This window comes from Streptomyces sp. NBC_01433 (assembly GCF_026340105.1).
Lineage (GTDB): Bacteria > Actinomycetota > Actinomycetes > Streptomycetales > Streptomycetaceae > Streptomyces.
Window position 1 is genome coordinate 874,938 of sequence record NZ_JAPEPM010000002.1, and the last position, 26,458, is coordinate 901,395.

At 71.4% G+C, this 26,458-nt stretch carries 27 protein-coding genes; 9 read left to right on the top strand and 18 right to left on the bottom strand.

Translation table 11 applies throughout. The annotated features are described in order from the left end of the window. The first annotated feature begins 91 nt into the window (after positions 1-91). Positions 92-2,557 (top strand): excinuclease ABC subunit UvrA, encoded by a 2,466-nt coding sequence (locus tag OG413_RS31460; protein ID WP_266811541.1) that lies wholly within the window; start codon positions 92-94, stop codon positions 2,555-2,557. Between the two features lie 84 nt (positions 2,558-2,641). Here OG413_RS31460 and OG413_RS31465 read toward each other — a convergent pair whose 3' ends face one another. The 3 genes from OG413_RS31465 to OG413_RS31475 are packed head-to-tail and all read right to left on the bottom strand — an operon-like array spanning position 2,642 to position 6,043. Further along, entirely contained in the window at positions 2,642-3,388 is a 747-nt protein-coding gene (locus tag OG413_RS31465; protein WP_073721137.1) for a succinate dehydrogenase/fumarate reductase iron-sulfur subunit, read from the bottom strand. Continuing rightward, entirely contained in the window at positions 3,385-5,334 is a 1,950-nt protein-coding gene (locus tag OG413_RS31470) for a fumarate reductase/succinate dehydrogenase flavoprotein subunit (RefSeq protein ID WP_266811542.1), read from the bottom strand. Before OG413_RS31470 ends, OG413_RS31465 begins: the two co-directional genes overlap by 4 nt. A 1-nt stretch (position 5,335) precedes the next feature. Beyond that, positions 5,336-6,043 carry a succinate dehydrogenase gene (locus OG413_RS31475; protein WP_266811544.1) on the bottom strand — a complete coding sequence of 236 codons (708 nt, stop codon included), beginning with the start codon at positions 6,041-6,043 and terminating at the stop codon, positions 5,336-5,338. Between the two features lie 97 nt (positions 6,044-6,140). On the opposite strand from OG413_RS31475, the gene OG413_RS31480 reads away from it, so the two are divergent. Then, a complete protein-coding gene (locus tag OG413_RS31480; RefSeq protein WP_266811546.1) occupies positions 6,141-7,061 on the top strand; it encodes a LysR family transcriptional regulator in 921 nt (306 codons plus the stop codon). A gap of 48 nt (positions 7,062-7,109) precedes the next feature. Here OG413_RS31480 and OG413_RS31485 read toward each other — a convergent pair whose 3' ends face one another. The 3 genes from OG413_RS31485 to OG413_RS31495 form a co-directional block, all read right to left on the bottom strand. Then, positions 7,110-9,284, bottom strand: a complete 2,175-nt coding sequence (locus OG413_RS31485) for a bifunctional diguanylate cyclase/phosphodiesterase (RefSeq protein WP_266811548.1) — start codon at positions 9,282-9,284, stop codon at positions 7,110-7,112. Next, positions 9,281-10,099 (bottom strand): SAM-dependent methyltransferase, encoded by an 819-nt coding sequence (locus OG413_RS31490; RefSeq protein ID WP_266811550.1) that lies wholly within the window; start codon positions 10,097-10,099, stop codon positions 9,281-9,283. The genes OG413_RS31485 and OG413_RS31490 overlap by 4 nt, the downstream gene beginning before the upstream one ends. A gap of 823 nt (positions 10,100-10,922) precedes the next feature. Further along, on the bottom strand, positions 10,923-11,255 hold the full coding sequence (locus OG413_RS31495) for a hypothetical protein (protein ID WP_266811552.1): 333 nt from the start codon (positions 11,253-11,255) through the stop codon (positions 10,923-10,925). Positions 11,256-11,367: 112 nt separating this feature from the next. Here OG413_RS31495 and OG413_RS31500 point away from each other — a divergent pair, with 112 nt between their 5' ends. The 3 genes from OG413_RS31500 (at position 11,368) to OG413_RS31510 (ending at position 13,003) form a co-directional block, all read left to right on the top strand. After that, positions 11,368-11,502 carry a hypothetical protein gene (locus OG413_RS31500; protein WP_266811554.1) on the top strand — a complete coding sequence of 45 codons (135 nt, stop codon included), beginning with the start codon at positions 11,368-11,370 and terminating at the stop codon, positions 11,500-11,502. Positions 11,503-11,517: 15 nt separating this feature from the next. Then, complete coding sequence (locus tag OG413_RS31505) at positions 11,518-12,282, top strand: DUF4239 domain-containing protein (protein WP_266811556.1); 765 nt, start codon at positions 11,518-11,520, stop codon at positions 12,280-12,282. A 184-nt stretch (positions 12,283-12,466) separates the two neighbouring features. Next, positions 12,467-13,003 (top strand): hypothetical protein, encoded by a 537-nt coding sequence (locus tag OG413_RS31510; RefSeq protein ID WP_266811557.1) that lies wholly within the window; start codon positions 12,467-12,469, stop codon positions 13,001-13,003. Between the two features lie 95 nt (positions 13,004-13,098). Here the strand turns inward: OG413_RS31510 and OG413_RS31515 are convergent, their stop codons facing one another. Next, a complete protein-coding gene (locus tag OG413_RS31515) occupies positions 13,099-13,650 on the bottom strand; it encodes a hypothetical protein (RefSeq protein ID WP_266811559.1) in 552 nt (183 codons plus the stop codon). 321 nt (positions 13,651-13,971) lie between these two features. Here OG413_RS31515 and OG413_RS31520 point away from each other — a divergent pair, with 321 nt between their 5' ends. Then, positions 13,972-14,631, top strand: coding sequence for a class F sortase (locus OG413_RS31520; RefSeq protein WP_266811561.1), 660 nt, complete (start codon positions 13,972-13,974; stop codon positions 14,629-14,631). A gap of 86 nt (positions 14,632-14,717) precedes the next feature. Here OG413_RS31520 and OG413_RS31525 read toward each other — a convergent pair whose 3' ends face one another. Next, a complete protein-coding gene (locus tag OG413_RS31525) occupies positions 14,718-15,560 on the bottom strand; it encodes a polysaccharide deacetylase family protein (RefSeq protein ID WP_266811563.1) in 843 nt (280 codons plus the stop codon). A gap of 164 nt (positions 15,561-15,724) precedes the next feature. Between OG413_RS31525 and OG413_RS31530 the strand changes: the two genes are divergently transcribed. Further along, positions 15,725-16,186, top strand: a complete 462-nt coding sequence (locus OG413_RS31530; RefSeq protein WP_266811565.1) for a universal stress protein — start codon at positions 15,725-15,727, stop codon at positions 16,184-16,186. Between the two features lie 112 nt (positions 16,187-16,298). Here the strand turns inward: OG413_RS31530 and OG413_RS31535 are convergent, their stop codons facing one another. Then, a complete protein-coding gene (locus tag OG413_RS31535) occupies positions 16,299-17,513 on the bottom strand; it encodes a CapA family protein (RefSeq protein WP_266811567.1) in 1,215 nt (404 codons plus the stop codon). A gap of 270 nt (positions 17,514-17,783) precedes the next feature. Between OG413_RS31535 and OG413_RS31540 the strand changes: the two genes are divergently transcribed. After that, entirely contained in the window at positions 17,784-18,368 is a 585-nt protein-coding gene (locus OG413_RS31540; RefSeq protein ID WP_266811569.1) for a sigma-70 family RNA polymerase sigma factor, read from the top strand. On the opposite strand, the gene OG413_RS31545 is transcribed toward OG413_RS31540, so the two are convergent. Next, positions 18,302-18,499 carry a zf-HC2 domain-containing protein gene (locus OG413_RS31545; protein WP_266811571.1) on the bottom strand — a complete coding sequence of 66 codons (198 nt, stop codon included), beginning with the start codon at positions 18,497-18,499 and terminating at the stop codon, positions 18,302-18,304. The genes OG413_RS31540 and OG413_RS31545 overlap by 67 nt on opposite strands. 111 nt (positions 18,500-18,610) lie before the next feature. On the opposite strand from OG413_RS31545, the gene OG413_RS31550 reads away from it, so the two are divergent. Beyond that, a complete protein-coding gene (locus OG413_RS31550) occupies positions 18,611-19,198 on the top strand; it encodes a hypothetical protein (RefSeq protein WP_266811573.1) in 588 nt (195 codons plus the stop codon). Between the two features lie 61 nt (positions 19,199-19,259). Here OG413_RS31550 and OG413_RS31555 read toward each other — a convergent pair whose 3' ends face one another. From OG413_RS31555 to OG413_RS31590, 8 genes are all read right to left on the bottom strand, one after another. Then, entirely contained in the window at positions 19,260-20,450 is a 1,191-nt protein-coding gene (locus tag OG413_RS31555) for a sensor histidine kinase (RefSeq protein WP_266811575.1), read from the bottom strand. After that, entirely contained in the window at positions 20,447-21,937 is a 1,491-nt protein-coding gene (locus OG413_RS31560) for a cation acetate symporter (protein WP_266811576.1), read from the bottom strand. Before OG413_RS31560 ends, OG413_RS31555 begins: the two co-directional genes overlap by 4 nt. Next, positions 21,934-22,296, bottom strand: coding sequence for a hypothetical protein (locus OG413_RS31565; RefSeq protein ID WP_266811578.1), 363 nt, complete (start codon positions 22,294-22,296; stop codon positions 21,934-21,936). The genes OG413_RS31560 and OG413_RS31565 overlap by 4 nt, the downstream gene beginning before the upstream one ends. A 64-nt stretch (positions 22,297-22,360) precedes the next feature. Next, complete coding sequence (locus OG413_RS31570) at positions 22,361-23,113, bottom strand: LytTR family DNA-binding domain-containing protein (RefSeq protein ID WP_266811580.1); 753 nt, start codon at positions 23,111-23,113, stop codon at positions 22,361-22,363. A 60-nt stretch (positions 23,114-23,173) separates the two neighbouring features. Next, complete coding sequence (locus OG413_RS31575; RefSeq protein ID WP_266811582.1) at positions 23,174-24,034, bottom strand: Fpg/Nei family DNA glycosylase; 861 nt, start codon at positions 24,032-24,034, stop codon at positions 23,174-23,176. An 87-nt stretch (positions 24,035-24,121) separates the two neighbouring features. Beyond that, entirely contained in the window at positions 24,122-24,994 is an 873-nt protein-coding gene (locus tag OG413_RS31580; protein WP_266813194.1) for an amidohydrolase, read from the bottom strand. Positions 24,995-25,058: 64 nt separating this feature from the next. Next, a complete protein-coding gene (locus OG413_RS31585) occupies positions 25,059-25,370 on the bottom strand; it encodes an L-rhamnose mutarotase (protein WP_266811583.1) in 312 nt (103 codons plus the stop codon). Between the two features lies 1 nt (position 25,371). Further along, positions 25,372-26,367 (bottom strand): aldo/keto reductase, encoded by a 996-nt coding sequence (locus tag OG413_RS31590; RefSeq protein ID WP_266811584.1) that lies wholly within the window; start codon positions 26,365-26,367, stop codon positions 25,372-25,374. Between the last annotated feature and the right edge of the window lie 91 nt (positions 26,368-26,458).

The following is a 26,458-nucleotide window of genomic DNA, read 5'->3' on the forward strand; positions in this document are numbered from 1 at the left end:
ATCCGACAGGGCAACGGCCGCGGTGCCTAGAATCGAACCGCTTGACCCGAATTCGCCGCCCCGCCCAGATCTCGTACGGAGCCACGCCCCGATGCCCACCCCCCACGATCCGTACGTCCGCGTGCGCGGCGCCCGGGAGCACAACCTTCAGGACGTCCACGTCGACATTCCGCGCGACACCCTGACGGTCTTCACCGGCGTCTCGGGCTCCGGGAAGTCCTCGCTGGCGTTCGGGACGATCTACGCCGAGGCCCAGCGCCGCTACTTCGAGTCGGTCGCCCCGTACGCCCGCCGGCTGATCCACCAGGTCGGCGCTCCCGCCGTCGGCGAGATCACCGGGCTGCCGCCCGCGGTCTCCCTGGAACAGCGCCGCTCCGCGCCCGGATCGCGTTCCTCGGTGGGGACGGTCACCACGCTGTCCAACTCGCTGCGCATGCTGTTCTCCCGGGCCGGGGACTATCCGGCGGGCGCCGAGCGGCTGGACTCCGACGCGTTCTCGCCGAACACCGCCGCCGGGGCCTGTCCCGCGTGCCACGGGCTCGGCCGCGTCCACCGCACCACCGAGGAACTCCTCGTACCGGATCCTTCGCTGTCGATCCGGGACGGGGCCATCGCCGCGTGGCCGGGAGCCTGGCAGGGCAAGAATCTGCGCGACGTGCTGGACGCCCTGGGGTACGACGTCGACCGGCCGTGGGGGGAACTGGCGGCCGGGGACCGGGAGTGGATCCTGTTCACCGACGAGCAGCCGGTGGTGACGGTCCATCCGGTGCGCGACGCGGGCCGCATCCAACGCCCGTACCAGGGCACGTACATGAGCGCGCGGCGCTATGTGATGCACACGTTCGCGGACTCCAAGAGCCCCACGCTGCGGGCGAAGGCGGAGCGGTTTCTGACCAGCGCGCCGTGCCCGGTCTGCGCGGGCGCCAAGCTGCGGCCGGAGGCGATGGCCGTCACCTTCGGCGGGCGGACGATTGCCGAGCTCGCCGCGCTCCCCCTCGCCGAGCTCGCCGGGGTGCTGTCCCGCGCGGGCGGCGAGGAGACGGCGCGGGTACTGACGGCCGATCTGCTGGCCCGCATCGGGACGGTGACCGAGCTGGGTCTTGGCTATCTCAGCCTGGACCGTACGGCTCCGACGCTGTCCTCGGGCGAGTTGCAGCGGCTGCGGCTCGCCACCCAGCTGCGGTCGGGGCTCTTCGGGGTGGTGTACGTGCTGGACGAGCCCTCGGCCGGGCTGCATCCGGCGGACACCGAGTCGCTGCTCGCCGTGCTCGGCCGGCTGAAGGAGGCCGGGAACACGGTGTTCGTGGTGGAGCACCAGATGGACGTGGTGCGGCAGGCGGACTGGCTGGTCGATGTGGGGCCGCTGGCCGGGGAGCACGGCGGGCAGGTGCTGCACAGCGGACCGCCCGCGGGACTCGCCGACGTGGCCCGGTCCGCGACGCGACGGTTCCTGTTCGACGAGGATCCGCCGCCGGTACGGGAACCGCGTGCGCCGGCCGGGTGGCTGCGGCTGAACGGGGTGGACCGGCACAATGTGCGCGGCGTCGACGCGGCGTTCCCGCTCGGGGTGTTCACCGCGGTGACCGGTGTGTCGGGTTCGGGGAAGTCGACCCTGGTCGGTCAGGTGCTGGCCGGGGTACTCGCGGACCGGCAGGCCTCGGCCGCCGCCGGGCTGCCCGAGGTGCGGGTGGCGCAGCACTGCGCGTCGGCGCAGGGGCTGGAGGCGGTGGACCGGCTCGTCCAGGTCGACCAGAAGCCCATCGGCCGTACGCCCCGGTCGAATCTGGCCACGTACACCGGTCTCTTCGATGTCGTACGGAAGCTGTTCGCGCGGACGGAGATGGCGCGGGCGCGCGGATACCGGGCGGGGCGGTTCTCCTTCAATGTGCCGGGCGGGCGGTGCGAGACCTGTCAGGGCGAGGGGTTCGTCTCCGTGGAACTGCTGTTCCTGCCCAGTACGTACGCGCCCTGCCCGGACTGCCATGGCGCGCGCTACAACCCGGCGACGCTGGAGGTCACGCTGCGCGGGCTCACCGTCGCGCAGGTGCTGGACCTGACGGTGGAGTCGGCTGCCACGTTCTTCGCGGGGACCCCCGCGGCCGAGCGCAGTCTGCGCACGCTGCTCGATGTCGGGCTGGGCTATCTGCGGCTGGGCCAGCCCGCGACGGAGTTGTCGGGCGGCGAGGCCCAGCGGATCAAACTGGCCGCGGAGCTCCAGCGCACCGGGCGCGGGCACACGCTGTATCTGCTCGACGAGCCGACGACCGGGTTGCATCCGGCCGATGTCGAGGTGCTGATGCGGCAGTTGCACGGGCTGGTGGACGCGCACAACACGGTGGTCGTCGTGGAGCACGACATGGCGGTGGTGGCTGGCGCGGACCATGTCATCGACCTGGGGCCGGGAGGCGGTGACCAGGGTGGCCGGATCGTCGCGACGGGCACTGCGGCCCAGGTGGCACGGGCGGCGGGCAGCCGAACGGCCCCGTACCTGGCGAGGGCTCTGCGGCTGGGCCCCGTACCCGGCGAAGGCCCTGCGACCGGCCCCGGGGCGCGGTGACCAAGTGATCCGCTCCGGACACCCGGGGCCCGGAGGCGGGCGGCCTCCGGGCCCCGGGGTCAGGGGCGTTGTGTGCCGGCCGGGTCAGCGGCGGACCTTGCGCGTCGCCCGCAGCCACTCCTTGTTCATGGCGGCGATCGACGGCAGCGGAATGCCCTTCGGGCAGGCCGTGGCGCACTCTCCGGTCAGGGTGCAGCCGCCGAAGCCCTCCTCGTCCATGGTCGCGACCATGTCCAGGACGCGGGTCTCGCGTTCGGGTGCGCCCTGCGGGAGCACATTGAGGTGGTTGACCTTCGCCGAGGTGAAGAGCATCGCCGAGCCGTTGGGACAGGCCGCGACGCACGCGCCGCAGCCGATGCACTCGGCGTGCTCGAAGGCGAAGTCGGCGTCCGGCTTGGGCACGGGGGTGGCGTGCGCGTCCGGGGCGGTGCCGGTCGGGGCGGAGATGTAGCCGCCGGACTCGATGATCCGGTCGAAGGCCGAGCGGTCCACGACCAGGTCCTTGACGACCGGGAAGGCGGCGGCCCGCCAGGGCTCGATGTCGATCGTGTCGCCGTCCCGGAAAGACCGCATGTGGAGCTGGCAGGTGGTGGTGCGCTCGGGCCCATGGGCGTCACCGTTGATGACGAGGCTGCACGCGCCGCAGATTCCTTCCCGGCAGTCGTGGTCGAAGGCGACGGGCTCGTCCCCGCCGAGGATGAGCTCCTCGTTGAGGGTGTCGAGCATCTCCAGGAACGACATGTCCTGGGAGATGCCGTCGACTTCGTAGGTGGCCATGGCGCCGGGCGTCTCGGCGTTCTGCTGGCGCCAGACGCGCAGGGTGAGCTTCATGCGTAGCTCCGCTGGGTGGGGTGGACATACTCGAAGACGAGGTCTTCCTTGTGCAGGACGGGGGCTTCGCCGGTGCCGGAGAACTCCCAGGCGGCGGCGTAGGAGAACTCCTCGTCCCGGCGGGCGGCCTCCCCGTCCGGGGTCTGTGACTCCTCGCGGAAGTGGCCGCCGCAGGATTCGGCGCGGTGCAGGGCGTCGAGGCACATCAGCTCGGCGAGTTCGAGGTAGTCGACGACGCGGTTCGCCTTCTCCAGCGACTGGTTGAACTGTTCGCCGGTGCCGGGGACCTTGATGCGGCGCCAGAACTCCTCGCGGATCTGCGGGATCCGTTCGAGGGCCTTGCGCAGTCCCTCCTCGGTGCGGGCCATGCCGCAGAACTCCCACATGAGTTCGCCGATCTCGCGGTGGAAGGAGTCGGGGGTGCGGTCGCCGTCGACGGAGAGCAGCAGATTGATACGGTCCTCGGTCTCGGCGACCGCCTCGGCGACGGCCGGGTGGTCCGCGTCGACCGTCTCCGTGTGGGGGTTGCGGGCGAGGTAGTCGTTGATCGTGGACGGCAGGACGAAGTAGCCGTCGGCGAGGCCCTGCATGAGCGCGGAGGCGCCGAGCCGGTTGGCCCCGTGGTCGGAGAAGTTCACCTCGCCGATCGCGAAAAGCCCGGGGACGGTGGTCTGGAGGTCGTAGTCGACCCAGAGGCCGCCCATCGTGTAGTGCACGGCCGGATAGATCCGCATGGGTGTCTCGTACGGGTTCTCCGCGGTGATCCGCGCGTACATGTCGAAGAGGTTGCCGTACTGCTCCTCGACCTTGGCCCTGCCCATCCGCGCGATGGCGTCGGCGAAGTCCAGGTAGACGCCCTGTCCGCCGGGGCCGACACCGCGGCCCTCGTCGCAGACGTTCTTCGCGGCGCGGGAGGCGATGTCGCGGGGCACGAGGTTGCCGAAGGCCGGGTAGACGCGTTCCAGGTAGTAGTCGCGCTCGTCCTCCGGGATCTCGTTCGCGGGGCGCTCGTCGCCCTTGGCCCTGGGGACCCAGATACGGCCGTCGTTGCGCAGCGACTCGCTCATCAGCGTCAGCTTGGACTGGTGATCGCCGGTGCGCGGGATGCAGGTGGGGTGGATCTGGGTGAAGCAGGGGTTGGCGAAGTAGGCGCCGCGCCGGTGGGCACGCCAGATGGCGGTGGCGTTGGAGTTCATGGCGTTGGTCGACAGGTAGAAGACGTTGCCGTAGCCGCCGCTGGCCAGGACGACGGCGTCGGCGAAGTAGGTGTCGATCTTTCCGGTGATCAGGTCGCGGGCGACGATGCCGCGGGCCTTTCCGTCGATGACGATCAGGTCCAGCATCTCGGTGCGCGCGTGGAGTTCGACGTTGCCCGCGGCGATCTGCCGCGCCAGCGCCTGGTACGCGCCGAGGAGGAGCTGCTGTCCGGTCTGGCCCCGGGCGTAGAAGGTGCGGGAGACCTGGACGCCGCCGAAGGAACGGTTGTCGAGGAGCCCGCCGTACTCGCGGGCGAAGGGGACGCCCTGGGCGACGCACTGGTCGATGATCTCCACGGAGATCTGGGCGAGCCGGTGGACGTTGGACTCCCTGGCGCGGAAGTCGCCGCCCTTGACCGTGTCGTAGAACAGCCGGTGGACGGAGTCACCGTCGTTGCGGTAGTTCTTCGCGGCGTTGATGCCGCCCTGGGCGGCGACCGAGTGGGCGCGGCGGGGCGAGTCCTGGAAGCAGAACTGGACGACGTGGTAGCCCTGTTCGGCGAGCGTGGCGCCGGCCGAGCCGCCCGCCAGGCCGGTGCCGATGACGATGACGGTGTGCTTGCGGCGGTTGGCGGGGTTGACGAGCTTGGCCGTGAAGCGCCGGGTGTCCCAGCGTTCGGCGACGGGTCCCTCGGGGGCCTTGGTGTCGACGACGGGCACGCCCGTCGCGTAGCGGGAGTAGTCGGTCATGTCAGCTCACCAATCCGGCCATGACGGCGACGGGTACGGAGATGAAGCCCAACGTCAGCGCCGCGGCGAGGAGGTTGGCGAGGGTCTTGAGGATGCGGTCGCGGGTGGCGCTGCCCACGCCGAGGGTCTGCGCGGCGCTCCAGAAGCCGTGCCGCACGTGCAGTCCCAGGGCGAGCATGGCCACGATGTAGACCGTGTTCCCGTACCAGGTCGAGAAGGTGTCGACGACGTTCTGGTAGGGCCGCCCGGACTGGAAGCCGCCCGGGTGCGCGGTGCCGGTCGTCAGGTCGAGGATGTGCCAGACGATGAACAGCGCGAGGACGATGCCGCCCCAGCGCATGGTCCGGGTGGCGTAGCTCGCCCGCGGCTTCTTGTGGACGTACTTGGCGGGGCGCGCCCTGATGTCGCGGCGGCTCAGCTGGTACGCGGAGACGGCGTGCAGCACGACGGCGAGGACGAGCACCACGCGGACGATCCACAGGGCCCACTCGTAGTGCAGGAAGGGATCGCCCAGCGTCCGCAGCCAGTGGGCGTAGCGATTGAACTCGCCGGACCCGAAGAAGATCTTCAGGTTGCCCACCATGTGGACGACCAGATAACCGAGCATGATCAGGCCGCTCAACGCCATGATCGTCTTCTTGCCGACGGACGAGTCCCAGAGCGTACGCGTCATGGACGGCCGTCGGTCCGCCCGTGTTGCCAATGCCATGGACACGACGCTAGGGCCGAAAGACCTCATCAGTCCAAGACATGGTGTGGCTCATGTCCATAGGCATTGGCTATCGTACGGCGCTAGGGTCGGTGTCATGCACTTCCCACAGCTCAGCTATTTCGTGGCCGTCGCCGAAACCCGGCACTTCACGCGTGCCGCCGAGGCCGTTCATGTCTCCCAGCCCTCGCTCTCCCAGCAGATCAAGGCGCTGGAGAACGAGCTGGGCGCCGAGCTGTTCAGCCGGGCCCGGGGCAACATCACCCTCACCGACGCGGGCGAGGCGCTGCTGCCGCTGGCCCGCCGGATCCTCGCGGACGCCGACACCGCCCGCCACGAGGTGCAGGAGCTGGTACAGCTGCGGCGCGGTCGCGTCCGGCTCGGGGCGACGCCCAGCCTCTGCACGGGACTGCTGCCGGACGTCCTGCGCGCGTTCCACGACCTGCATCCGGGCATCCAGCTGCTGCTGGAGGAGGGCGGCTCGCACGACCTCGTACGGGAACTGGCCCGCGGTGCGCTCGATCTCGCCCTGGTGGTACTGCCCCTGCCGTCCGCCTCGCCCGCGCTGACCACGATCGAGCTGCTGCACGAGGACCTGGTGGTGGTGTCGGCGGCGACGGAGCGTGCGCCGGGGCGCGGCGGCAGCGTCCGGATCTCCGATCTGCGGGGCGCGCCCCTGGTGATGTTCCGCCACGGCTACGACCTGCGGGAGCTGACCGTGGCGGCCTGCCGCGCCGAGGGCTTCGAGCCGTCGTTCACGGTGGAGGGCGGCGAGATGGACGCGGTCCTGGGATTCGTGCGGGCGGGTCTGGGCATCGCCGTGGTGCCGAGCATGGTCGCGACCCGCTCGGGCCATGATCTGCGGACCACACCGCTGGCCAGGCCCGGACTGCGCCGCACGATCGCGCTCGCGCACCGCAGCGATGTGGCCCCGCCGCGGGCGGCACGGGAGCTCCAGCGCGTACTGCTGTCCTCGATCGACGGACGGGCCGGAAGACCGGACCCGTCCGTCGGCTGAGGTCGCCTCCGGGGCGCCGGGCGGTCGCGGGACCGCCCGGCGCACCCGTCACACGGCGTCGGCCAGCAGCAGGGAGTGGATGCGGTCCGGGGCGCCCGGACGGGCGTAGTACCAGCCCTGGGCGGTGTCGCAGCCGAGCTCCCGCAGCTGCTGCGCCTGGGCCCCGGTCTCCACGCCCTCCACCGTCACGGCCAGCTCCAGGCTGTGCGCCAGCGACACGATGCCTTCGACGATCTTCAGGTCGACCGGATCGGCCGGGTGCTGCTGCATGCCCTGGGTGAAGGACCGGTCCAGCTTGAGCACACTCACCGGCAGCCGGCGCAGATTGGCCAGGTTGGAGTAGCCGGTGCCGAAGTCGTCGAGCGCTATGTCGACGCCCATTTCCGCCAGTTGGCGCAGCGGCTTGAGCAGATCGTCGTCGGCTCCGATCAACGCGGACTCGGTGACCTCCAGGCAGAGCGCCCCCGGTTCCAGGCCGGAACGTTCCAGCACGTCGACCGTCTCGGCGACCAGCCGCGGGTGGTGCAGCTGGGTCGGGGAGAGATTGACGTTGATCCGCAACGGGCCGCCGTCACTGTGCCGTTCCTGCCAGAAGTTGGCCTGCCGGACGGACTCCTCCAGCACCCAGCGGCCCAGCGGCACGATCAGCCCGGTGTGCTCGGCGAGCGGGATGAACCGGTCGGGGCCGAGCACCCCGTGCTGCGGATGGCACCAGCGCACCAGGGCCTCCGCGCCGTGCACACTCCCGTCACCCAGGTGCACGAGGGGCTGGTACTCGATGAAGAACTCACCGCGGTCCAGCGCCGCGGGGAGCGCCGTGGTCAGCCCGTGCCGGGTGATGGCACGCGCGTCGGCCTCCGGGTCGGCGAGTTCGAAGCGGTTGCCGCCGGCCGACTTGGCCCGGTACATCGTGATGTCGGCGCTGCGCAGCACCTCGGCGGCGCTGCGCTCCCCGGAGGGCCCTTCGACGATGCCGATGGAGCCGCGCACGGTCAGCTCCCGGCCGTCGAGCCGGATGGGGGTGGCGAGCACGCTCAGGATGCGGCAGGCGAGTTCGTCGACCTCCTCCGCGGTGTCCGGTCCGGTGGTCAGCGCGACGAACTCGTCCCCGCCGAGCCGGGCCACCATCTCGCCGGGAGCCGTGGCACAGCTCTGCAGCCGGTCGGCGACCTCGACGAGCAGCCGGTCGCCGGCCGCGTGCCCCAGGCTGTCGTTGATCGCCTTGAAGCCGTCGAGATCGAGGTAGCAGAGCCCGAAGCGGGTGCCGTTCCTGGCCGCGACGGCCTTCTCCAGCCGTTCGAAGAAGAGGGTGCGGTTGGGCAGGCCGGTGAGCGCGTCGTGGGTGGCCTCGTAGCGCAGCCGCAGATTGAGGAGTCGTCGCTCGGTGGTGTCCTCCAGGAGCGCGAGCTGGTACTCCGGGCGGCCTTCCGCGTCCCGCAGCAGCGACACCGTCAGGTTGGTCCACAGGACCGTGCCGTCGTTGCGGTAGTACGGCTTCTCGACCCGGTAGTGCTCGCGTTCGCCGCGCACCAGCTCGTTGTAGTACTTCCACACGTGCGGCGAGTCCTCGGGGTGGACCCACTCGTTCAGCTTGTGGCTGCGGACGTGGTGGTCCAGGCCGCCGAACATCCGGGTGAGGGTGTCGTTCACCTCCAGGACGTTGCCGTCCAGATCCGCGATGCCGATGCCGATGGCGGCGTCCCTGAAGACGGCACGGAAGCGCGCCTCCGTGGCGTGCAGGACCTGCTCCGCGTGGGAGCGGGCGGCGAGCGCCGAGCGGGCGATGGCCTCCTGCTCGGACAGCGTCCGATCGCGCAGCGCCTGCGTGAAGCCGCCCGCCATCGCGTGCTGCATCCGTGCGCAGCGGGACCTGCCGTCCTCGGTGGACAGCCCTTCCGGCCCGTTTCCTCCGCAGTAGAGGACCAGGTACGAGTCGACGACGCCGAGCGTGGAGCTGAGGGCGTCCGGGTCGGTGCAGTGCGCCTCGACCAGCGCCGCGCCCACCCGTTGGGCGGGACCCGCGTCGAACGGGCGCGCGTGCAGGATCTCGTTCAGCTCCCGCGCCAGCGGCAGGAGATGCTGCTCGAACTCGGGGCGGGTCAGGGAGGTGGCCGTCGCGGGGAAGACGGCCCGGCTCCAGATCGTGGCGAATCTTCGGAGCCGGTCTTCCGGTCCGTCAGGTTCCGCGTCCGGCTCACCGGACGCCTGGGCGGGAATGCTCACGCCTTGTGTCCTACCCCTGCGAAGCCCGAGAAGGCGAACGGGTCCTCCTGCTCCGGCACCACCGGGGTGTCCGGACGCCAGTGCGGCATGGAGACGAGGCCCGGCTCGACCATCTCGTACCCCTCGAAGAATCTGCTGACCTCGGCGCGCGACCGCATGACGAGCGGGCTGCGGATGGCGCGGTAGACGCCGACGGTCCCGCTCGCCTCCGCCTCGGTCAGCGGGATCCCCTCGTACGAGGCGTGGGTCACGACGATCAGGCTGCCGGGGGCCAGCGCCTCGCGCAGTTCCGCGACCGCGGCGTACGGGTCGTCGGCGTCCTCGATGAAGTGGAGCACCGCGACGAGCAGCAGCGCCACCGGCCGGTCGAGGTCGAGCAGCCTGCCGACCTCGGGGCTGTTCAGGATCTCCTGGGGCCGGCGCAGATCGGCGGCGGCGACGACCGTACGGTCGTCGCCCTCCAGTACCTCCTGGCTGTGCGCGACCGCGACCGGGTCGTGGTCGACGTACGCCACCCGGGACTCGGGGTCGGCTGCCCGGGCGACCTCATGCACATTGCCGAAGGTCGGTATGCCGGAGCCGATGTCCAGGAACTGACTGATACCCGCACTCGTGGCGTAGCGCACCGCGCGGCGCATAAACGCCCGGTTCGCCTGCATGATCTTGGGAAGGCCGGGCATGAACTCCATGGCCTTGCGTGCCGCTTCCCGGTCCACCTCGAAATTGTGCGATCCGCCCAGATAGAAGTCGTACATTCGGGACACGCTCGGCACCGAAATGTCAATGCCTTGCGGTGCCCAGGCGGGACGCTCCATCGATGTCTCCAACAAGTCGCCACGGCGATCCGGCCATGTTCATGGTCAGTGTTGACCAGAGGCTACTGATCGGCCGCCAGGAGAGCGAGCGGAAACGGAAATTAGCGGTCCGTTATTGGTCACACACCAGTGACATGTGCGGGACGGCCCGTCGCTGCGTGTGCGCATTCCGCGACGGACCGGTACGTCAGGCGCCGTTTTCCGCTCCACGGAAGCGACTTGAGCGAATAGCCACCGAGTCGCCCCGGGACCACTCCGGTACACCGGCGCGTTCGTCGTCGATCCAGGCGCGTATCATGTGCCGCCGTCTCCTTGGCCGTTGATGCCCGGCCTCATGTCACCGGAAAAGGTATAGACCGACGGCAGTCGATCGACGCCGTTTGATGTCCGGGACGCGGAACGGCTGAAGATGACCCGCCTCTTGGCCGTGATGCCATCCACCGAATTCCTCTCCACCGGTGACGACCGGCCACTTCGTGGGGCAATCGCCCGTGCGGCCCGGCCATCGGCCCCGCGGATTCCTTCGGGGACCCGGATGACCGTCATACAGCCCTTCTCGACGGGAATCCCTCTGACGGCGTTGTCGGCGCGCGGGACCGCCTTCTTCCCATCGGCCGTGACGGCGAACCAAGTACCGCGGACGACTTGCTCATTGGCCGGCCCGGAGACGAGTCCTTCAGCGCGCTCGGGGCTGCTGCCATCACCGCGGCCGGGGCGTGCTGGTGTCCTCCCCCGCCTTCACCCCGGCACCAGAAACGTCCGCGGCAAACACGAACCGTGAATTGTCCCCACTATCAGGCGAATCCCCTGCCGGAACCGCGTGTCACCCTCCGGCGGCGACCATGCTCCCCGTCGTGTACGGATCACGCATCGGGCGGCTCACCGCGGCCGCCGTCCTCATCTGGCTGATAGCCGTGCCGCTGCCCACGTCCGCCGACAGTTGCGCGGTGGCCTCGATCGGGCAGGGCGACGGCGGTTCCGCGGTTGCCGTGGCGGGCGGAGCGAAGTGCGAGGCGATCTCGAAGCCCGAACCACCGCCGCCACCACGGCCCGAGCCACCACCGCCTCCCCCGCCACCACCACCGCCACCGCCACCGCCTCCCGAGCCACCGCCGCCGCCTCCCGCTCCCGCTCCGGCCCCTGCACGTGCACCCACACCCGCACCCGCACCCGCACCGCCGGATCCGGAACCGGAGCCCGCGCCACCACCCACGCCCTCGCCCTCGCCGACCCCCTCGCTGCGCCCGACGCCCCCGTCCCCCCGGCCCGTGGCGCTCCCCACGTACCGCAAGGCGACACACAAGGCGCCGCGCGGCGGGCCTTCGCTGGTCTCCCTGACTCTGCTGATCACCGCCCCCGCGGTATTCGCCGTCGCCGTGCTCCGGCCCCGCTCGTCCCGCTGACCGAGGGAGAATTCCATGTCGGAATGGCTTGTTCTCACCATTGCCATGGCGTCGGCCTGTGCCGTCGTCCTCACCATCGCCATACTCAACAATCGCCGCGTCGGCGAGGACGACGATCCGTCCGAGACACCTGACGTCATCGAGTACATGACGATGATGATCGGCGTGGTGTACGCGATCGTGCTTGGCCTCGCCATCGCCGGTGTCTGGGAGGGCCGCAGCGCCGCCCAGGAGTCGGTACGGCTGGAGGCCCAGGCGCTGCACGAGGTGCGGGCCCGTTCCTCCGTCTACCCGGCCGAGGTCCGCGACCGCATCCGTACCGATGTCGACGCCTACGTCAGCCATGTGGTCCACGACGAGTGGCGGACCATGTCCGAACGCGGCAGCCTCAGCGACCGGGGAACCCGCCTCCTGGACCGGGTCCGCGCGGACGTCACCGCATACGAGCCGAGGACCGACCACGAGGGGCAGGCATATCAGCCACTGATCGACCAGGTCGCCGCGGCCGACGACGCCCGCAGCTCCCGGAGCCAGATGGCCGGAGCCACCATGCCGGGCGTGGTCTGGTTCGGCCTGATCACCGGAGCGCTGGTGACGGTGGGGTTGATCTTCACGCTGCAGATCCGCAGAACGTTCCGCGAACTGCTGCTGGCGGGCCTCTTCAGCGCGCTCATCGCCTTCCTGCTCTTCCTCATCTGGGACTTCGACTCGCCCTTCGGCCGGGGTATCTCGGCCACCACCGCCCCCTTCATCGACCTGTTCCCGCACGCCACCCGCTGACGGCGCCGCTCCCCCGGCCGGTGCGCTGACCGGTGCGCCGGCCGGGGGACAAGGCTGCCCCATTCGCCGGACCCCGATCGCGGGTGATATGCGCCGCTTCTAGCGTTTCGGGCATCGAGGCGCATTTCTCATTCCTTGTGGAAATTCGTTCCGCAGCTGCTCCTCGGGGACCGGAGGATTCACCATGCGCGCGATACGTGTCGCACCCGTCGCCCTGCTCGGCGCCACCGCACTCACCCTGCTGACCCCGGCCACCCACGCCATGGCGGGTGGCACGAACACCACGTTCAATCCGACCGTCGCTCCCTCGGTGATCGCGCCGGGCGGTCGGGTCACGCTCGGCAGCGGCGGGTGCACGGGCGCGACGACCGTCACCTCGGGTGCGCTCAGAACGACGGTCATCCCGAGCGGCAGCCCGTCCGCCAGCGCCACGGTCAACTCGGCCGCCAAGCGGGGCGCCGTCTACCCGGTGACGTTCGCCTGCGGCGCCACGGGCGCCAGCAAGAGCGTCAACCTCACCATCACCAGCACTCCGGCCACCTCGGTGCCCACGGCCAGTTCCACATCCATCGCGCCACCCGGCGGCGTGACCGGCGGGCTCGGCGGCAGCATCGGAACGATGGATCCCTCGGAACTCGCCGCCGGTACGGCCCTGGTGGTGGCAGCAGCCGCCGGAACCCTCTACTTCGTACGCCGGCGCGCCGCCGGCCGCCAGCACTGATCCTGCGGAACACGCGGTCGCACGACAGTCGCCCCGGGTCCTGACGCAGGACTCGGGGCGACGGGCGTATCGGGCCGGGCGGGAGGTTCGACGCCTCAGAACGCCGCATTGCTCGACCGCCGACGACGGACGATGAAGACAGCTCCTCCGACGGCCGCCGCGGCCACCAGACCGCCGCCGACCTGCATGTCCACGGAGCTCGGGCTCATGGAGCCACCGAGGCCGCCCTCCGCGCCCATGCCCGCCAGCACGGTGAACTTGTGCGTGGCGATTCCGCCGTCGCCGCCGTTGCCTCCGTTACCGCCGATGCCCTCATCACCGCCGCGCCCGCCGACTTCGTTGTCGTTGCAGCGCACGGACAGGTTGTAGTGCCCCGGAGTGGTGTGGTGGCGGATGTGCGCCGTGGCGTGCCCGGTGCGCCCGCCCGACAGCTCGGTGGTGGGGAAGGCGTTCGACCACACCCTGCCGCCGTTGCGGCACCCCTGCGCGCTGACGTGCAGAGTGGCGCCCTGGTGGACCGCGGCGGGGTGGACGGTGACACGGGTCGGAGTGTTGCCGGTACTGCCACCGGCAGCGGCCAGCGGGGCCGACAGCCCGACGGCCGCGAAGGCAGTCGCGGTGACCGCGAGAGCGCGTGAAGCACGCATCGTGTGAACCTCCAGCGGGGCACGCCCCGGAGTCTTTCCTCCGGGATGGATCGACGAGAACGCGCCCCATGACGAACCCTCACCAGTTCCCCGGCACGTCGCACTTCGACGCTGCTCCACCCCGGTGAGCCGACACGCCGTACGAAAGCCCGGGGCCTGACGGAGCCGCAGGTCACAGACCGTCAGAATTTTTATCCGCTCATTACTCCGAAGAGCAGTCCCCCGGTGGCCCTGTCATCGCCGCCACCCGTTCGCCCCTCCCTGATCGCCACCCTGCCGCACCGCACCTAACGTTCCAATCGTCGCGACGAAGGGAGAACCATGGGCCGGTACCACTCTGGCGCCGGGCGGACCAGACGCGTGCCCTGGGGCGCTGTCGCCCTGGTGATGCTCACCGGCCTCGCCCTGATGCGGAACGGTGCCGACACCCCGGCAGGCCCACCGCAGCCCGCCGCGGCCGCATCGCTGGACAAGGGCCAGGACGCACCGGGTCCGCCGGTGGAGGGCGAACCGGTCCAGCCCCTGCCGTACGCCCCCGCCTCCCGTGTGAAGATCTCGTCCATCGACGTCGACGCGCCGATCATCGATGTGAACCTGGACGCGAACGGCTGGATCGACGCACCGCCCCCGGAGGACCCGAACCTCGCGGGCTGGTACCAGAACGGCATCGCGCCCGGCCAGCGCGGCACCGCCGTGGTCGTCGGGCATGTCGACAACATGTCGGGGCCCGCCGTGTTCTACGGGCTGGGCTCGCTCGGCAAGGGCCACCACGTCGAAGTGACCCGCTACGACGGCAGGGTCGCGGTGTTCGAGGTGTACGGGGTGGAGGTGTTCGCCAAGAACGACTTCCCCGGCGCCCGGGTGTACGGCGACACGGGGCACGCGGAGCTCCGGGTGATCACCTGCGGAGGCGGCTACTCCAAGGCGGGCGGGTACGACGGGAACGTGGTCGCCTTCGCCCGCCTGGTCGAGACCCGCTGAGCCGTACGCGGGGGGGGCGCCCGGCGACGGTGCGCGGGCGCGTGCCCCCGGCAGTCGCGGGGGCACCGTCCCTCGGTCGGCGTGCGTCAGTCGCGGTGCGGCACCGTGATGCGGTAGCCGTCGTCCAGCAGTTCGGGCAGGTAGCGCCGGAGCGCGGCGACGCTCTGCGAACGGTTGCCGCCCGCGTCGTGCGAGAGGACGACCACGCCGGGCGCGGCCCCGTCCAGGACCCGGCGCACGATGGTGCCGGTCCCGGGTGTCGTCCAGTCCAGTGTGTCCACGGTCCAGGCCATCGGCTCCATGCCCAGTTCGGCGCCGATCTCGAACGAGTCGCGGTTCCACGCGCCGTAGGGGGCCCGGTACCAGAGCGGCGGGCCGCCCAGCGTGCGGTCGATCACTTCGCTGGTGCGGCCCAGCTCGTCGTGGATGCCGGCCCGGGAGAGTTTCGGAATCAGCGGGTGCGACCAGGAGTGATTGCCGACGACATGGCCGTCGGCCGCCATCTCGCGCAGCAGGTCACCGTTGTCAACGGCCATCTCGCCGCAGACGAAGAACATCGCGCGGACCTGGTACGTGCGCAGGGTGGCCAGGATGTCCGGGGTGTACAGCGGGTCCGGGCCGTCGTCGAAGCTGAGCACCATGGAGCGCCCGAGGCCGGGCAGTTCCTCGAACGGCCGGGTGCGCACCGGCGGTGGCGCCGGTCTGAACCGGGCGGGAGCGTTCCCGGTCATCGGCTGCAGCCGGTAGGCGGAGGGTCTCCCCCGTGGTTTCGCGGGCGGCCCGGCGGCCGCGACGGCCCGAGTGCCCGCCGGACGGGCGGGGGTGGCGGCCGGATCGGCGGCGATCATGTGCACGGCGGTGGCGGCCCCGAGGCCCAGGGCGAGCCTCAGCGCGGTGCGGCGCCCTGGTGAGGTCTGATCACGTCTCATGGCCAACTGCTCGCACGGGCGGGCGCGTGCCCCGCTCAACGACACCGAGTGATGGGCGTTTTGTACCCATTCGAAGCAGCACGTCCACGGCATCCGGCGGGTCCGCTCCGGGCCCCGCGGCACCCGGAGCGACTCCCTCCGCACCAGCCGATAACCTCTGTGCCGTGACAGACCAGCAGCCCCACCAGTTCGAACGTGGCACAGACGGTCCCAAGGTGATCGTCGCGGGCCTCGACGGGTCCGACTCCTCCATGCGGGCAGCGGCCTACGCCGCCGGTCTCGCCCGCCGCCAGAACGCCATGCTCACCCTCGTGTACGTCCAGCCCGTGATGCCCGCGGGCGCCTCGCTCGGCGCACCGGTCGGCGACACGACGGGGGAGGTCGCGGAGGGGCTGGTCAGCGAGATCCGGGCGGCGACGGAGCGGCTCAAGGACATATGGGATGTGCGCTGGGAGTTCCACACCTTCCGCGGTGACCCGTACAACGGGCTCGTGACGGCGGCCGACGAGCTCAAGGCGGACGCCGTGGTGGTCGGCGCGTCGGAGTCGGCGGGGCACCGGTTCATCGGTTCGGTGGCGGTCCGGCTGGTGAAGGCGGGCCGCTGGCCCGTCACCGTGGTGCCGTAGCCGTCGGCGAGCGGGTCCGCCGCCCCGGTGGACAACCCCCGCACCGGGGGTGCCGGTTGGGACCGGAGGACGGGCGACCGCCTTCCGCGCGGCCTGTTCCCATGACCGCGGCCTACTCCCCCATGACGAGGCCGTCGCGGCCCGCGCCCCGGCCGAGCACCACGGTGCGGACGCGGTCGCGGATCTCGCGCCGGTCGTCGACTCCGTCGCCGTCGCCGACGGGGTTGAGACTGACGACACGCCCGGCGTCCGTGTCGTACCACTGGGGGATGAACTCGGCCTTCCGCACCGTCCAGCGCTGTCCGGGTCCGCCGGGCGGCGCGAAGGTGAAGCGCCCCATGGAACCCTGGTTGCCGCGCGGGTCCCGGGCGCCCTCGTAGTTGATCATCTCCCCGGCGATCTGGTCGCCCATGCCGTAGATGACCCACGTGCCGTTGACCTTCTCGTACGCCTGCGGCACATGGGCGTGGGTGCCGATGATCAGGTCGATGTCGGGGCGGCCCGCCGACACGGACGCGGTGAGCCGCCGGGCGAGTTCGAGCTGCTCCTCGTCCGGTTCGTCCTGCCATTCGGTGCCCCAGTGCACGGACAGCACGACCACGTCGGCGCCCGCGCGCCGGGCCGCGCGGGCATCCGCGACGATCCTCCGCTCCTCGATCAGATTGACCGCCCAGGGCTGCCCGGCGGGCAACGGGATGTCGTTGGTGTCGTGGGTGTACGCGAGGTGGGCGACCTTGGCCGCCTGTTTCCCCGGACCCGCCCTCAGGAGTGTGGGGCGCGCGGCCTCGGCGGCGGAGCGGGCGGATCCGGCGTGCCGGACGCCCGCCGCGTCCAGCGCGCCGAGGGTGCGGCCGATGCCGTCGGCGCCGTCGTCCAGGCTGTGGTTGGAGGCGGTGGAGCAGGAGTCGAAGCCGGTCGAGCGCAGACCCGCGGCGACCTCGGGCGGCGAGGTGAAGTTCGGATAGCCGGTGTACGGGCCGCCCTCGGGGCCGTACACCGTCTCCATGTGGCAGATGGCCAGGTCCGCCCGGGAGACGACCGGGGCGACTCCTTCGAGCATCGGGGCGAAGTCGTAACCCCGGCCGCCCGCGTCGGCGGCGGCCCGGTCGATGACCGAGGCGTGCGGCAGCACATCGCCCGAGGCCAGCAGGGTGAAGGCGCGCGGCCTGTCGACGCCTCCGCCTCTCGCCCCGCGCGCGGGTGAGGCTTCGGCGGTGCGTGGCCCGCTCTCCCCGGTGGGCGGGGGCTGCGGGCCCGTGCAGCCGGTCGCGGCGGCGAGCAGCGCCGCGATGGCGGCCACCGCGCCCTGTCGGATGCGCTTCGTCATCTGCCCGGCTCCATGTTTCGGATGATGAGGACCATCCGACTACACATATCTTCATACGGGCCATTCAAGGAGCAAAGCCGTGTAAGTAGCTGAACCGGTCGTATCACTCGCACCCGACGGCTCCGTGACCGTTCACCGCACCATTCGCCGCACTGTGCGACCGCTCGTCGCACGCCTCGGCGTACCGCCTGTTCCTCCGCGCCCGAATGCGTTCGTATACGGCAGGCGGCAGCGAGGCGACAGGGGCCTTCGCGGGAGAGGACGTTCACGATGACCAGGACGACGACCGATGAGCGGGCCCTCGCCGCGTTGCAGCGGGAGCACGGCCCCGCGCTGTTCCACTTCCTGCTCGGTCTCACGTTCGGCGACCGGCAACGCGCCGAGGACCTGCTCCAGGAGACCCTGGTGCGTGCCTGGCAGCATCCGGAGGCGTTCGACGCCCCTTACGACTCGATGCGCCCCTGGCTCTTCACCGTCGGCCGCCGCCTCGCCATCGACGCCCGCAGATCGCGCCGGGCCCGCCCCGTCGAGGTGAGCGACGCCGTCCTGGAGACCGCCCCGGCGCCCCAGGACACCGCGGACTCGGCGGTCCGCACACTCGATGTGCGGGAGGCGGTACGGACGCTGAGCCCCGAGCACCGCGCGGTGCTGGTGCAGATCTACTTCCGGGGGCTGAGCGTGGCCGAGACGGCGCGGGTCCTGGGAGTTCCCCCCGGCACCGTCAAGTCCCGTTCGTACTACGCGCTGCGGCTGCTGTCGCGCAACCTGCCCGGCTACGGCGCGGACGGTCAGTCCAGCAGGTCCTCCTCGCTGAGCAGCGCGAGCAGGGCCGAGGTCTCCGCCACCTCCACATAGACCGCGGCGCACCCGTCGCAGAGCTGGAGATGGCCGGAGACGCGGCACGCCTCGTCCTCCGCCAGCGCGTCCAGGACGTACGCGCCGAGCAGCTGCCGCACATGCGGGTCATCGCCGGGGTCGGCGGCCATCACAACCTCGTATCTCCTCAACGATCCTGCTCTTCTGCCCACGCGGGGCGCCCGCCCCCGGTTCAATGCTCGGTGAAGCCCGGTGCCGAGTGAGGAAAGAGGCGAGGCGGGATGCGTCCCGAACGTGACGAGGGGACCGGTGGGGGCGGGCCGCTGGTTCCGATGGCCTGGATGTACACGGAGTACATAGCCGACGAGCTGCTGCGGACCGGCGATCTGATGGAGCCGACGACGCTGGAGTTCCGTGCGGGGCGCGATGCCCTCGCACTCACGATCTTCCTCTGCGACGGTCCGGTGGCCGGAGCCCTGCCGGAGGCGCGGGTGACTGAACTCCGGCTGCTCACGGCATACGGGGCGGCATGGCGGCAGTGGGTGTGCGAGCGGCTGGACGACGCGGCACGGCGGTGCGAACCCGGGGACCCCGATCTCGCGCTGGCGCGGGCCGCCTGGCGGTGGCTGGAGGAGACCGAACTGCTCGCCGCGGACCTCGGCGCTATCGGCCCGCCGCCCTGGGAGCCGCCGGGCCGCGGAAGGGACAGTGCCGGAGCGGTCAGGGCCGACGCGGACAGGGCGGACAGGGCCGACGGGTTGGAGTTGAGGGACGGGTCGGAGCCGGGGGACGGGGAGGAGAACCAGGTCTGGACCCCCGCGTGGCAGCTCGGGCTGCCGCTCGGGCATCTGGCGGTCCATCTCTGCTGACCACCCCACCGCGGCCGCCCGGCGCCGCCGCCGCGTCTTCGTACCACCGCCATGCGCCGGGTCATGAACCGTGCACCCCGGCGCGGTACTTCGGCAGTCGCAGCGTGATCTTCATGCCCGCACCCACCCCGGTCTCGATGACGAGCCCGTACTCGTCGCCGTACACCTGCCGCAGCCGCTCATCGACGTTGAGCAGTCCGATGCCGGTGGACGTGCCGCCCTCGCCGCGCAGGATCTGCCGCAGCCGCTCCGGGTCCATCCCGATGCCGTCGTCCTCGATGACGACCTCGGCCTCGGACCCGGCGTCCAGGGCGCTGATAGTGATGCGGCTGGTCGTGACGGCGCCTTCGAGGCCGTGCTTGACGGCGTTCTCGACAAGGGGCTGGAGGCAGAGGAACGGCAGCGAGACCGGCAGGACTTCGGGGGCGACCTGGAGGGTGACCGCGAGGCGTTCACCGAACCTGGCCCGGACCAGCGCCAGATACTGGTCGATGGAGTGCAATTCGTCGGCCAGGGTGGTGAACTCGCCGTGGCGCCGGAACGAGTAGCGGGTGAAGTCGGCGAACTCCAGCAGCAGTTCGCGTGCCTGCTCGGGGTCGGTCCGGACGAACGAGGCGATCGCGGCGAGTGAGTTGAAGATGAAGTGCGGGGATATCTGGGCGCGCAGGGCCTTGATCTCGGCCTCGATGAGCTGGGTGCGGGAGCGGTCGAGCTCGGCGAGTTCCAGCTGTACGCAGACCCAGCGCGCCACCTCGCCGGCGGCCCTGGCCAGCACCGCCGACTCCCGCGGCGCGTAGGCGACCAGCGTGCCAAGGACCCGGTGGTCGACGGTCAGCGGGACGGCGACGGCCCACCGCAGCGGGCAGTCGATGTCGCCGCAGTCACTGGGGAACGCGGTGTCGCGGCCACTGCCGAGAAGGCTCTGGACCTGGTCCATCACGTCCTTGCCGTGATGGTGCCCGTCACCGTCCCAGACCAGGACCCGGTCGCGGTCGGTGAGGCAGAGCGCGTCCGTGCCCAGCAGCGAACGCAGTCCGCGGGCCGACTTGCGGGCGCTCTCCTCGGTGAGCCCGGCGCGCAGCGGTGGCGCCGCGAGGGAAGCGGTGTGCAGGGTCTCGAACGTGGCGTGTTCGACGGGCGTGCCGACATCGCTGGGGCGTACGCGGCGCGCGGTGCGGCGCCCGAGCAGGAAGCCCGTGCCGGACAGCAGCGCCGCCAGTACGGCGAGTGCGGCGATCCCCGCCCCGGTCATCGCTCCCTCCCGGAGCTGAGGGCTTCCGGCAGATGGAAGCGGGTCATGGCGGCGTTGGTGCCCGGAGGTATCCGGCCGGGGGTGGCGAGCGACACCAGGACCATCGCCAGGAAGCCGACCGGCACGGACCAGACGGCGGGCCAGGCGAGCAGGGCGTGCGGCCAGCCGGGCGGCCGTACGGCGCCGCTGACCGTGATGGTCACCGCGACCAGCGCCGAGCCGCCGCCCAGCAGCAGTCCGGCCATCGCCCCGGGCGGGGTGAGCCGCCGCCACCAGATGCCGAGGACCAGCAGCGGGCAGAAGGACGACGCGGAGACCGCGAAGGCCATGCCCACCGAGTCGGCCACCGGCACCCGGCTGACCAGCAGGGAGGCGCCCAGCGGCACGGCGATGGCGAGCACGGTGGCCAGCCGGAAGTGGCGTACCCCGCGCGAGGGCAGGACGTCCTGGGTGATGACTCCGGCGACGGCCATGGTGAGTCCGGAGGCGGTGGACAGGAACGCGGCGAACGCGCCGCCCGCGACGAGGGCGCCGAGCAGATCGCCGCCGAGACCGCCGATGACCCGGGTGGGCAGCAGCAGCACGGCGGCGTCCGCGTCCGGTCCGTGCCGGAGTTCGGGGGCGTACAGCCGGCCCAGCGCCCCGTAGACGGGCGGCAGCAGATAGAAGGTGCCGACCAGGGCGAGGACGGCGACGGTGGTACGGCGGGCGTCGCGGCCGTTGGGGCTGGTGTAGAAGCGGACGACGACGTGGGGCAGCCCCATGGTGCCGAGGAACGTCGCCACGATCAGCCCGTAGGTGGCGTAGAGCGGGTGGTCGGCGCGGAAGACGGAGAGCTCGGCGTCGAAGCTGACGCGGGGCTGCCCGTCGCCCCGCCAGGCCAGCACGAGGAAGATCGCGGGGACGAGGAGGGCGGTCAGTTTCAGCCAGTACTGGAACACCTGGACGAAGGTGATGGAGCGCATCCCGCCCGCCGCGACCGCGATCACCACGACGGAGGCGACGAGCACATCGCCGAGCCAGCCGGGTGCGCCGGTGAGGATCTTCAGGGTGAGCCCGGCGCCCTGGAGCTGCGGCACGAGGTACAGCCAGCCCGCGCCGACCACGAAGACGCTGACCAGCCGGCGCACCTGCCGCGATTCGAGCCGCCCTTCGGCGAAGTCGGGCAGGGTGTACGCCCCGGAGCGGCGCAGGGGCGCGGCGACGAACACGAGGAGGACGAGATATCCGGCGGTGTATCCGACCGGGTACCAGAGCATGTCGGGTCCGTGCACGAGGACCAGCCCCGCGACGCCCAGGAAGGAGGCCGCGGAGAGGTACTCGCCACTGATCGCGGCGGCGTTGAGGCGGGGCCGTACGGTGCGTGACGCGACGTAGAAGTCGGAGGTCGTACGGGAGATGCGCAGACCGAATCCGCCGACGAGGACGGTGGCCAGGACGACGAGGGCGACCGCCACCCACGACGCCATGTGGTCGGGTTCGCTCACGGTGCGGGGCGGCCTTCCACGAGTCTGGCGAAGTCGCTCTCGTTGCGTTCGGCCCGGCGGACGTACCACCAGGCGGTCAGGGTGAGCGGCGGATAGGCGCCGAAGCCGAGCACCGCCCAGGTGAGCGCCGAACTGTGCAGCGCGGCGAACACGAGGGGGAGGGTGCCCGCGACGAGCGCGAGCACGGCGAAGGCGGTGATTCCGGCGCGGAGCTGGCTGCGCATCAGCGAGCGTACGTAGGCACCGCCCAGGGCGGTCTGCTCGTCGATCTCCGACTGGGTGCGGTAACGGGGCAGCGGACGGACCCGCCGCGGCTCCCCCGTGACCACTTCGCGCCGGGGCGTGGGCTCTGCGGACATGAGCCCGGAGTGTAGGCGTGGCCCGGCCCCGCTGGGAAGGTCTCGCCGCCGCGGTAGCTCCAGGTCAGCGACTGGTCTGGCGCATCAGGAGATCGCGCAGGGAGCGGGTGTGGCGGCGGCTGACGGCCAGTTCCGCGTCGCCGACGCGGACGCTCATGCTGCCCGCGTCGAGCCGGAGTTCGTCGATGCGGCCGAGCGCCACGAGATGGCGGCGGTGAATACGGACGAAGCCGCGGGAGCGCCAGCGTTCCTCCAGGGTGGTGAGCGGGATGCGGACGAGATGGCTGCCGGTGGCGGTGTGCAGCCGGGCGTAGTCGCCCTGCGCCTCGGCGTACGCGATGTCGTCCACGGGGATGAACCGGATGACGCCGCCGAGTTCGACCGGGATCTGGTCCGCGGCGATGTCGTGGACGGGGGCGGAGCGGTCCTGGACCTGTTCGGCGACGCGGCGCACGGCTTCGGCGAGCCGTTCCCGGCGGACGGGTTTGAGGACGTAGTCCACGGCCTTGAGGTCGAAGGCGTGGACGGCGAACCCTTCGTGGGCGGTGACGAAGACGATGAGCGGGGGCGCGGCGAATCCGGCCAGCAGCTGGGCGACGTCGAGGCCGGTGAGGCCGGCCATGTGGATGTCGAGGAAGACCACGTCGATGGCGCTCGGGTCGTCGGGGCCCGCGTCGACGGCGGCGCCGATGCGGCGCAGCGCCTCGGTGGCCCCGCCCGCGCCCTCGGCACCGCGGATGCGGGGGTCGGCGCGCAGGAGGTACAGGAGTTCCTCCAGGGCGGGTTGTTCGTCGTCGACGGCGAGTACGCGCAGCATGAGGCCGGAGTGTAGGTGCTGCGAGGGGGTGGTGGCTCGGCTGCCGCCGGGTTCTTCCCGCTATTTGAGGAGCTTGGACAGACGCCGGTCGGCGAGCGGTTTGCCGCCGGTCTGGCAGGTGGGGCAGTACTGGAGCGAGGAGTCGCTGAACGAGACCTCCAGGATGGTGTCGCCGCAGACCGGGCAGGGCGCCCCGGCGCGGCCGTGGACCCGCATGCCGCTCTTCTTCTCGGCCTTGAGCTTCCCGGCGGCGAGTCCGCTGGAGCGTGCGACGGCGTCCTCCAGCGTGGTGCGCAGCGCGGTGTACAGATGGGTGATGTCGTCCTCGCCGAGGCTGTTGGTGCGCTTGAACGGTGACATCTTCGCGACGTGCAGGATCTCGTCGCTGTAGGCGTTGCCGATGCCCGCGATCAGGGACTGGTCGCGCAGGGCACCCTTGATCTGGCGGCGTTCCCCGTCCAGGAGTGCGGCGAACGCGTCGCGGTCGAAGGAGTCGGCGAGCGGGTCCGGCCCGAGCCGGGCGACGCCGGGGATCTCCGAGGGATCACGCACCAGGTGGACGGCGAGGCGTTTGGTGGTGCCCATCTCGGTCAGGTCGAAGCCGTCGCCACCGCTCAGGACGGTGCGCAGCGCGAGGGGTCCTTTGCCTGGGCGGGGCGGGGTGGCCGGGAAGCTGTCCTTCCACTGGAGCCAGCCGGCCCGCGCGAGGTGGGTGACCAGATGCAGCGGGCCCACCCCGATGTCCAGGAATTTGCCGTGCCGGGACACGGAGGTGACGGCGCCGCCCGCCAGAGCGGAGAGCGGCGGGTCGTACGTCTTGAGGACGCTGATCGCGAGCGGCAGGACGCGGGCGACCTCCTTGCCGACCAGGTGGTCGTCGAGGAAGACCCGCAGGGCTTCGACTTCCGGCAGTTCGGGCATGCACCCAGCCTGCCGCAGGCCGGTGACGGGTGCCTCCCCAACGGCCTCCGGATGGGCCCGCCGGGGCCTCCCGGAGTCGCGGGTGCGTCAGCCGAGTCCGTAGACGCGGGTGGCGGTGTCCGCGAACACGGCCCGCCGCTCGTCCGGGGTGAGGTGCGCGGTGAGGGTACGTGCGGCGTCGACGACCTCCGCGTAACTCGCCGCGAGCCGGCACACAGGCCAGTCGGAGCCGAACATCAGCCGGTCCGGTCCGAAGGCGTCCAGGAGCGTGTCGGTGTACGGGCGCAGGTCCTGGACGGTCCAGGTGCGCGGGTCGGCCTCGGTGACCAGTCCGGAGAGTTTGCCGACCGTGTTGGGGAGGGCGGCCAGGGCCCTGAGGTCGTCGGCCCAGGGGTGGCTGCGCCGCGCCGCGATCGGCGGTTTACCGGCGTGGTCGAGGACGAAGGTGAGTCCGGGCAGCAGGGCGGCGGCCTTCGCGGCGGCGGGCAGTTGGTGCGGCAGGACGATGAGGTCGTAGACGAGTCCGGCGTCGGCGACCGCGGCCAGCCCCCGCAGCACATCGGGGCGCAGCAGCCACTCGGGATCGGGTTCGCCCTGGACCTGGTGGCGCAGGCCCACGAGTCGGTCGCCGCCGGGCAGGGTGCGCAGGGCGGCGAGGGTGTCGGCGATGCCGGGTGCGGTGAGGTCGCTCCAGCCGACGACACCCGCGACCAGGTCGCTGCCGTCGGCGAGCGCGAGGAATTCGGGGGTCTCCTCGGCGACGGTGACCGTCTGGACCAGGACGGTGGCGTACACCCCCGCGGCGCGGGCCTCGGGCTCCAGGTCGGCGAGGGTGAAGGTGCGCCGGATGGGCGCCAGTTCCTCGCCGGTGATCCATTCCTGGTCGCGTACGGCGAGGTCCCAGACATGGTGATGGGCGTCGACGGCCGGTACGGGAAGCGCGGGGCCTGCCGGGTCCACTGGGGAAGCCGCGGGGTCCACGCGAGCCGCCGGGTACGCGGGGGAAGCCGCGGGGGGTGTCATGTCACAGCTCCCAGGCGACGGGCAGTCCGGCTTCGGCGCCGTCCGCCGTGTAGTCGTGGGCGACATCGAGCAATTGGTCCATCCGGGCCTGCCAGGCGACATTGACCGGAAGCTGTTCCAGTTCGGCCAGGAGCCGGGCGTAGTCCGCGCACTCGATGAGGTGGAAGAGGTCGGTGCCGCTGCGCCAGATCGTCCACGAGGTGGCGCCCGCGGCGCGGATGGCACGGGTGAGTTCCTCCGGGACTTCGCGGTGGGCGGCTTCGTACTCCTCGACGCGGTCGGCACGGACCTTGGTGTGCAGGGCGACCCTCATGTCAGTTCCCGTCCTCGTGTCCGGTGGTGCCCAGCAGCCCTTCGGCGCGCAGGTCGTCCCAGAGCCCGTCCGGGATCTCGCGGCGCAACTGGGCGGCGGCGTCGTGCACCTCGTCCGGGGAACGCGTCCCGACGAGCACCCCGGCGACGGCCGGGTGGGCGAGTGGGAAGCGCAGGGCAGCGGCGCGCAACGGGACCCCGTGTCCCTCGGCGACCGCCTTCATGCGCAGGGCGCGGTCGAGCAGCGACAGGGGGGCGGCGGCGTAGTCGTAGCGTGCGCCGGGGCGAGGGTCGGCGAGCAGCCCGGAGTTGAAGACGCCGCCGACGACGACGCTCTTGCCCCGGGCGGCGGCCTCGGGCAGCAGGCGGGTCAGCGCGCTCTGGTCGAGGAGGGTGTAGCGGCCCGCGCACAGGACGGTGTCGACGTCGGTGTCGCACAGGAACCGGGTGAGCATCGCCGTCTCGTTCATCCCGGCGCCGATCGCCCCGACGACGCCTTCGGCACGCAGCTTCTCCAGCGCCGGGTACGCCTCGCGGAAGGCCGCCTCCCCGTGGTCGTCGGGGTCGTGCAGATAGACGATGTCGATGCGGTCGAGGCCGAGGCGTTCGAGGCTGTCCCCGATGCTGCGGCGGACGCCGTCGGCGCTGAAGTCCCAGCGGCGCCGGTGGGTGGCGGGTACGGCGAATCCTTCGGAGAGCCCGTCGCCGGGCGGCACTTCGCCGGGGGGCAGCGGTTCGAGGATCCGCCCGACCTTGGTCGACACCGTGTAGGTGTCGCGGGGCCTGGTGCGCAGGGCTTCGCCGAGCCGCCGTTCGGAGAGGCCGAGGCCGTAGTGCGGTGCCGTGTCGAAGTAGCGGACGCCCTCGTCCCAGGCGGCGTCGACGGCGGCCGCGGCCTGTTCCGGAGCGACGGCGGTGAAGAGATTGCCGATGGCCGCTGCCCCGAAGGACAGTTCGGTGATCTCGACCGCACTGCGTCCGAGCCTGTTGCGCCGCATGTCTCTGCCGCCCTCCCCGATGATCGCTTTGCTGTACAGAGCGAATATTCATCGGATCACTTGGGCACGTCAACACTCCCGGCACGACCCA

What these genes read in the sequence shown, in the direction of transcription:
- OG413_RS31465 (WP_073721137.1), bottom strand. Translation starts at nt 3,388, where the DNA reads ATGAAGCTCACCCTGCGCGTCTGGCGCCAGCAGAACGCCGAGACGCCC.
- OG413_RS31555 (WP_266811575.1), bottom strand. Translation starts at nt 20,450, where the DNA reads ATGACCGGGGCGGGGATCGCCGCACTCGCCGTACTGGCGGCGCTGCTG.
- OG413_RS31510 (WP_266811557.1), top strand. Translation starts at nt 12,467, where the DNA reads ATGCGCGCGATACGTGTCGCACCCGTCGCCCTGCTCGGCGCCACCGCA.
- OG413_RS31520 (WP_266811561.1), top strand. Translation starts at nt 13,972, where the DNA reads ATGGGCCGGTACCACTCTGGCGCCGGGCGGACCAGACGCGTGCCCTGG.
- OG413_RS31590 (WP_266811584.1), bottom strand. Translation starts at nt 26,367, where the DNA reads ATGCGGCGCAACAGGCTCGGACGCAGTGCGGTCGAGATCACCGAACTG.
- OG413_RS31570 (WP_266811580.1), bottom strand. Translation starts at nt 23,113, where the DNA reads ATGCTGCGCGTACTCGCCGTCGACGACGAACAACCCGCCCTGGAGGAA.
- OG413_RS31475 (WP_266811544.1), bottom strand. Translation starts at nt 6,043, where the DNA reads ATGGCATTGGCAACACGGGCGGACCGACGGCCGTCCATGACGCGTACG.
- OG413_RS31505 (WP_266811556.1), top strand. Translation starts at nt 11,518, where the DNA reads ATGTCGGAATGGCTTGTTCTCACCATTGCCATGGCGTCGGCCTGTGCC.
- OG413_RS31550 (WP_266811573.1), top strand. Translation starts at nt 18,611, where the DNA reads ATGCGTCCCGAACGTGACGAGGGGACCGGTGGGGGCGGGCCGCTGGTT.
- OG413_RS31480 (WP_266811546.1), top strand. Translation starts at nt 6,141, where the DNA reads ATGCACTTCCCACAGCTCAGCTATTTCGTGGCCGTCGCCGAAACCCGG.
- OG413_RS31575 (WP_266811582.1), bottom strand. Translation starts at nt 24,034, where the DNA reads ATGCCCGAACTGCCGGAAGTCGAAGCCCTGCGGGTCTTCCTCGACGAC.
- OG413_RS31535 (WP_266811567.1), bottom strand. Translation starts at nt 17,513, where the DNA reads ATGACGAAGCGCATCCGACAGGGCGCGGTGGCCGCCATCGCGGCGCTG.
- OG413_RS31585 (WP_266811583.1), bottom strand. Translation starts at nt 25,370, where the DNA reads ATGAGGGTCGCCCTGCACACCAAGGTCCGTGCCGACCGCGTCGAGGAG.
- OG413_RS31545 (WP_266811571.1), bottom strand. Translation starts at nt 18,499, where the DNA reads ATGGCCGCCGACCCCGGCGATGACCCGCATGTGCGGCAGCTGCTCGGC.
- OG413_RS31470 (WP_266811542.1), bottom strand. Translation starts at nt 5,334, where the DNA reads ATGACCGACTACTCCCGCTACGCGACGGGCGTGCCCGTCGTCGACACC.
- OG413_RS31565 (WP_266811578.1), bottom strand. Translation starts at nt 22,296, where the DNA reads ATGTCCGCAGAGCCCACGCCCCGGCGCGAAGTGGTCACGGGGGAGCCG.
- OG413_RS31525 (WP_266811563.1), bottom strand. Translation starts at nt 15,560, where the DNA reads ATGAGACGTGATCAGACCTCACCAGGGCGCCGCACCGCGCTGAGGCTC.
- OG413_RS31460 (WP_266811541.1), top strand. Translation starts at nt 92, where the DNA reads ATGCCCACCCCCCACGATCCGTACGTCCGCGTGCGCGGCGCCCGGGAG.
- OG413_RS31515 (WP_266811559.1), bottom strand. Translation starts at nt 13,650, where the DNA reads ATGCGTGCTTCACGCGCTCTCGCGGTCACCGCGACTGCCTTCGCGGCC.
- OG413_RS31540 (WP_266811569.1), top strand. Translation starts at nt 17,784, where the DNA reads ATGACCAGGACGACGACCGATGAGCGGGCCCTCGCCGCGTTGCAGCGG.
- OG413_RS31490 (WP_266811550.1), bottom strand. Translation starts at nt 10,099, where the DNA reads ATGGAGCGTCCCGCCTGGGCACCGCAAGGCATTGACATTTCGGTGCCG.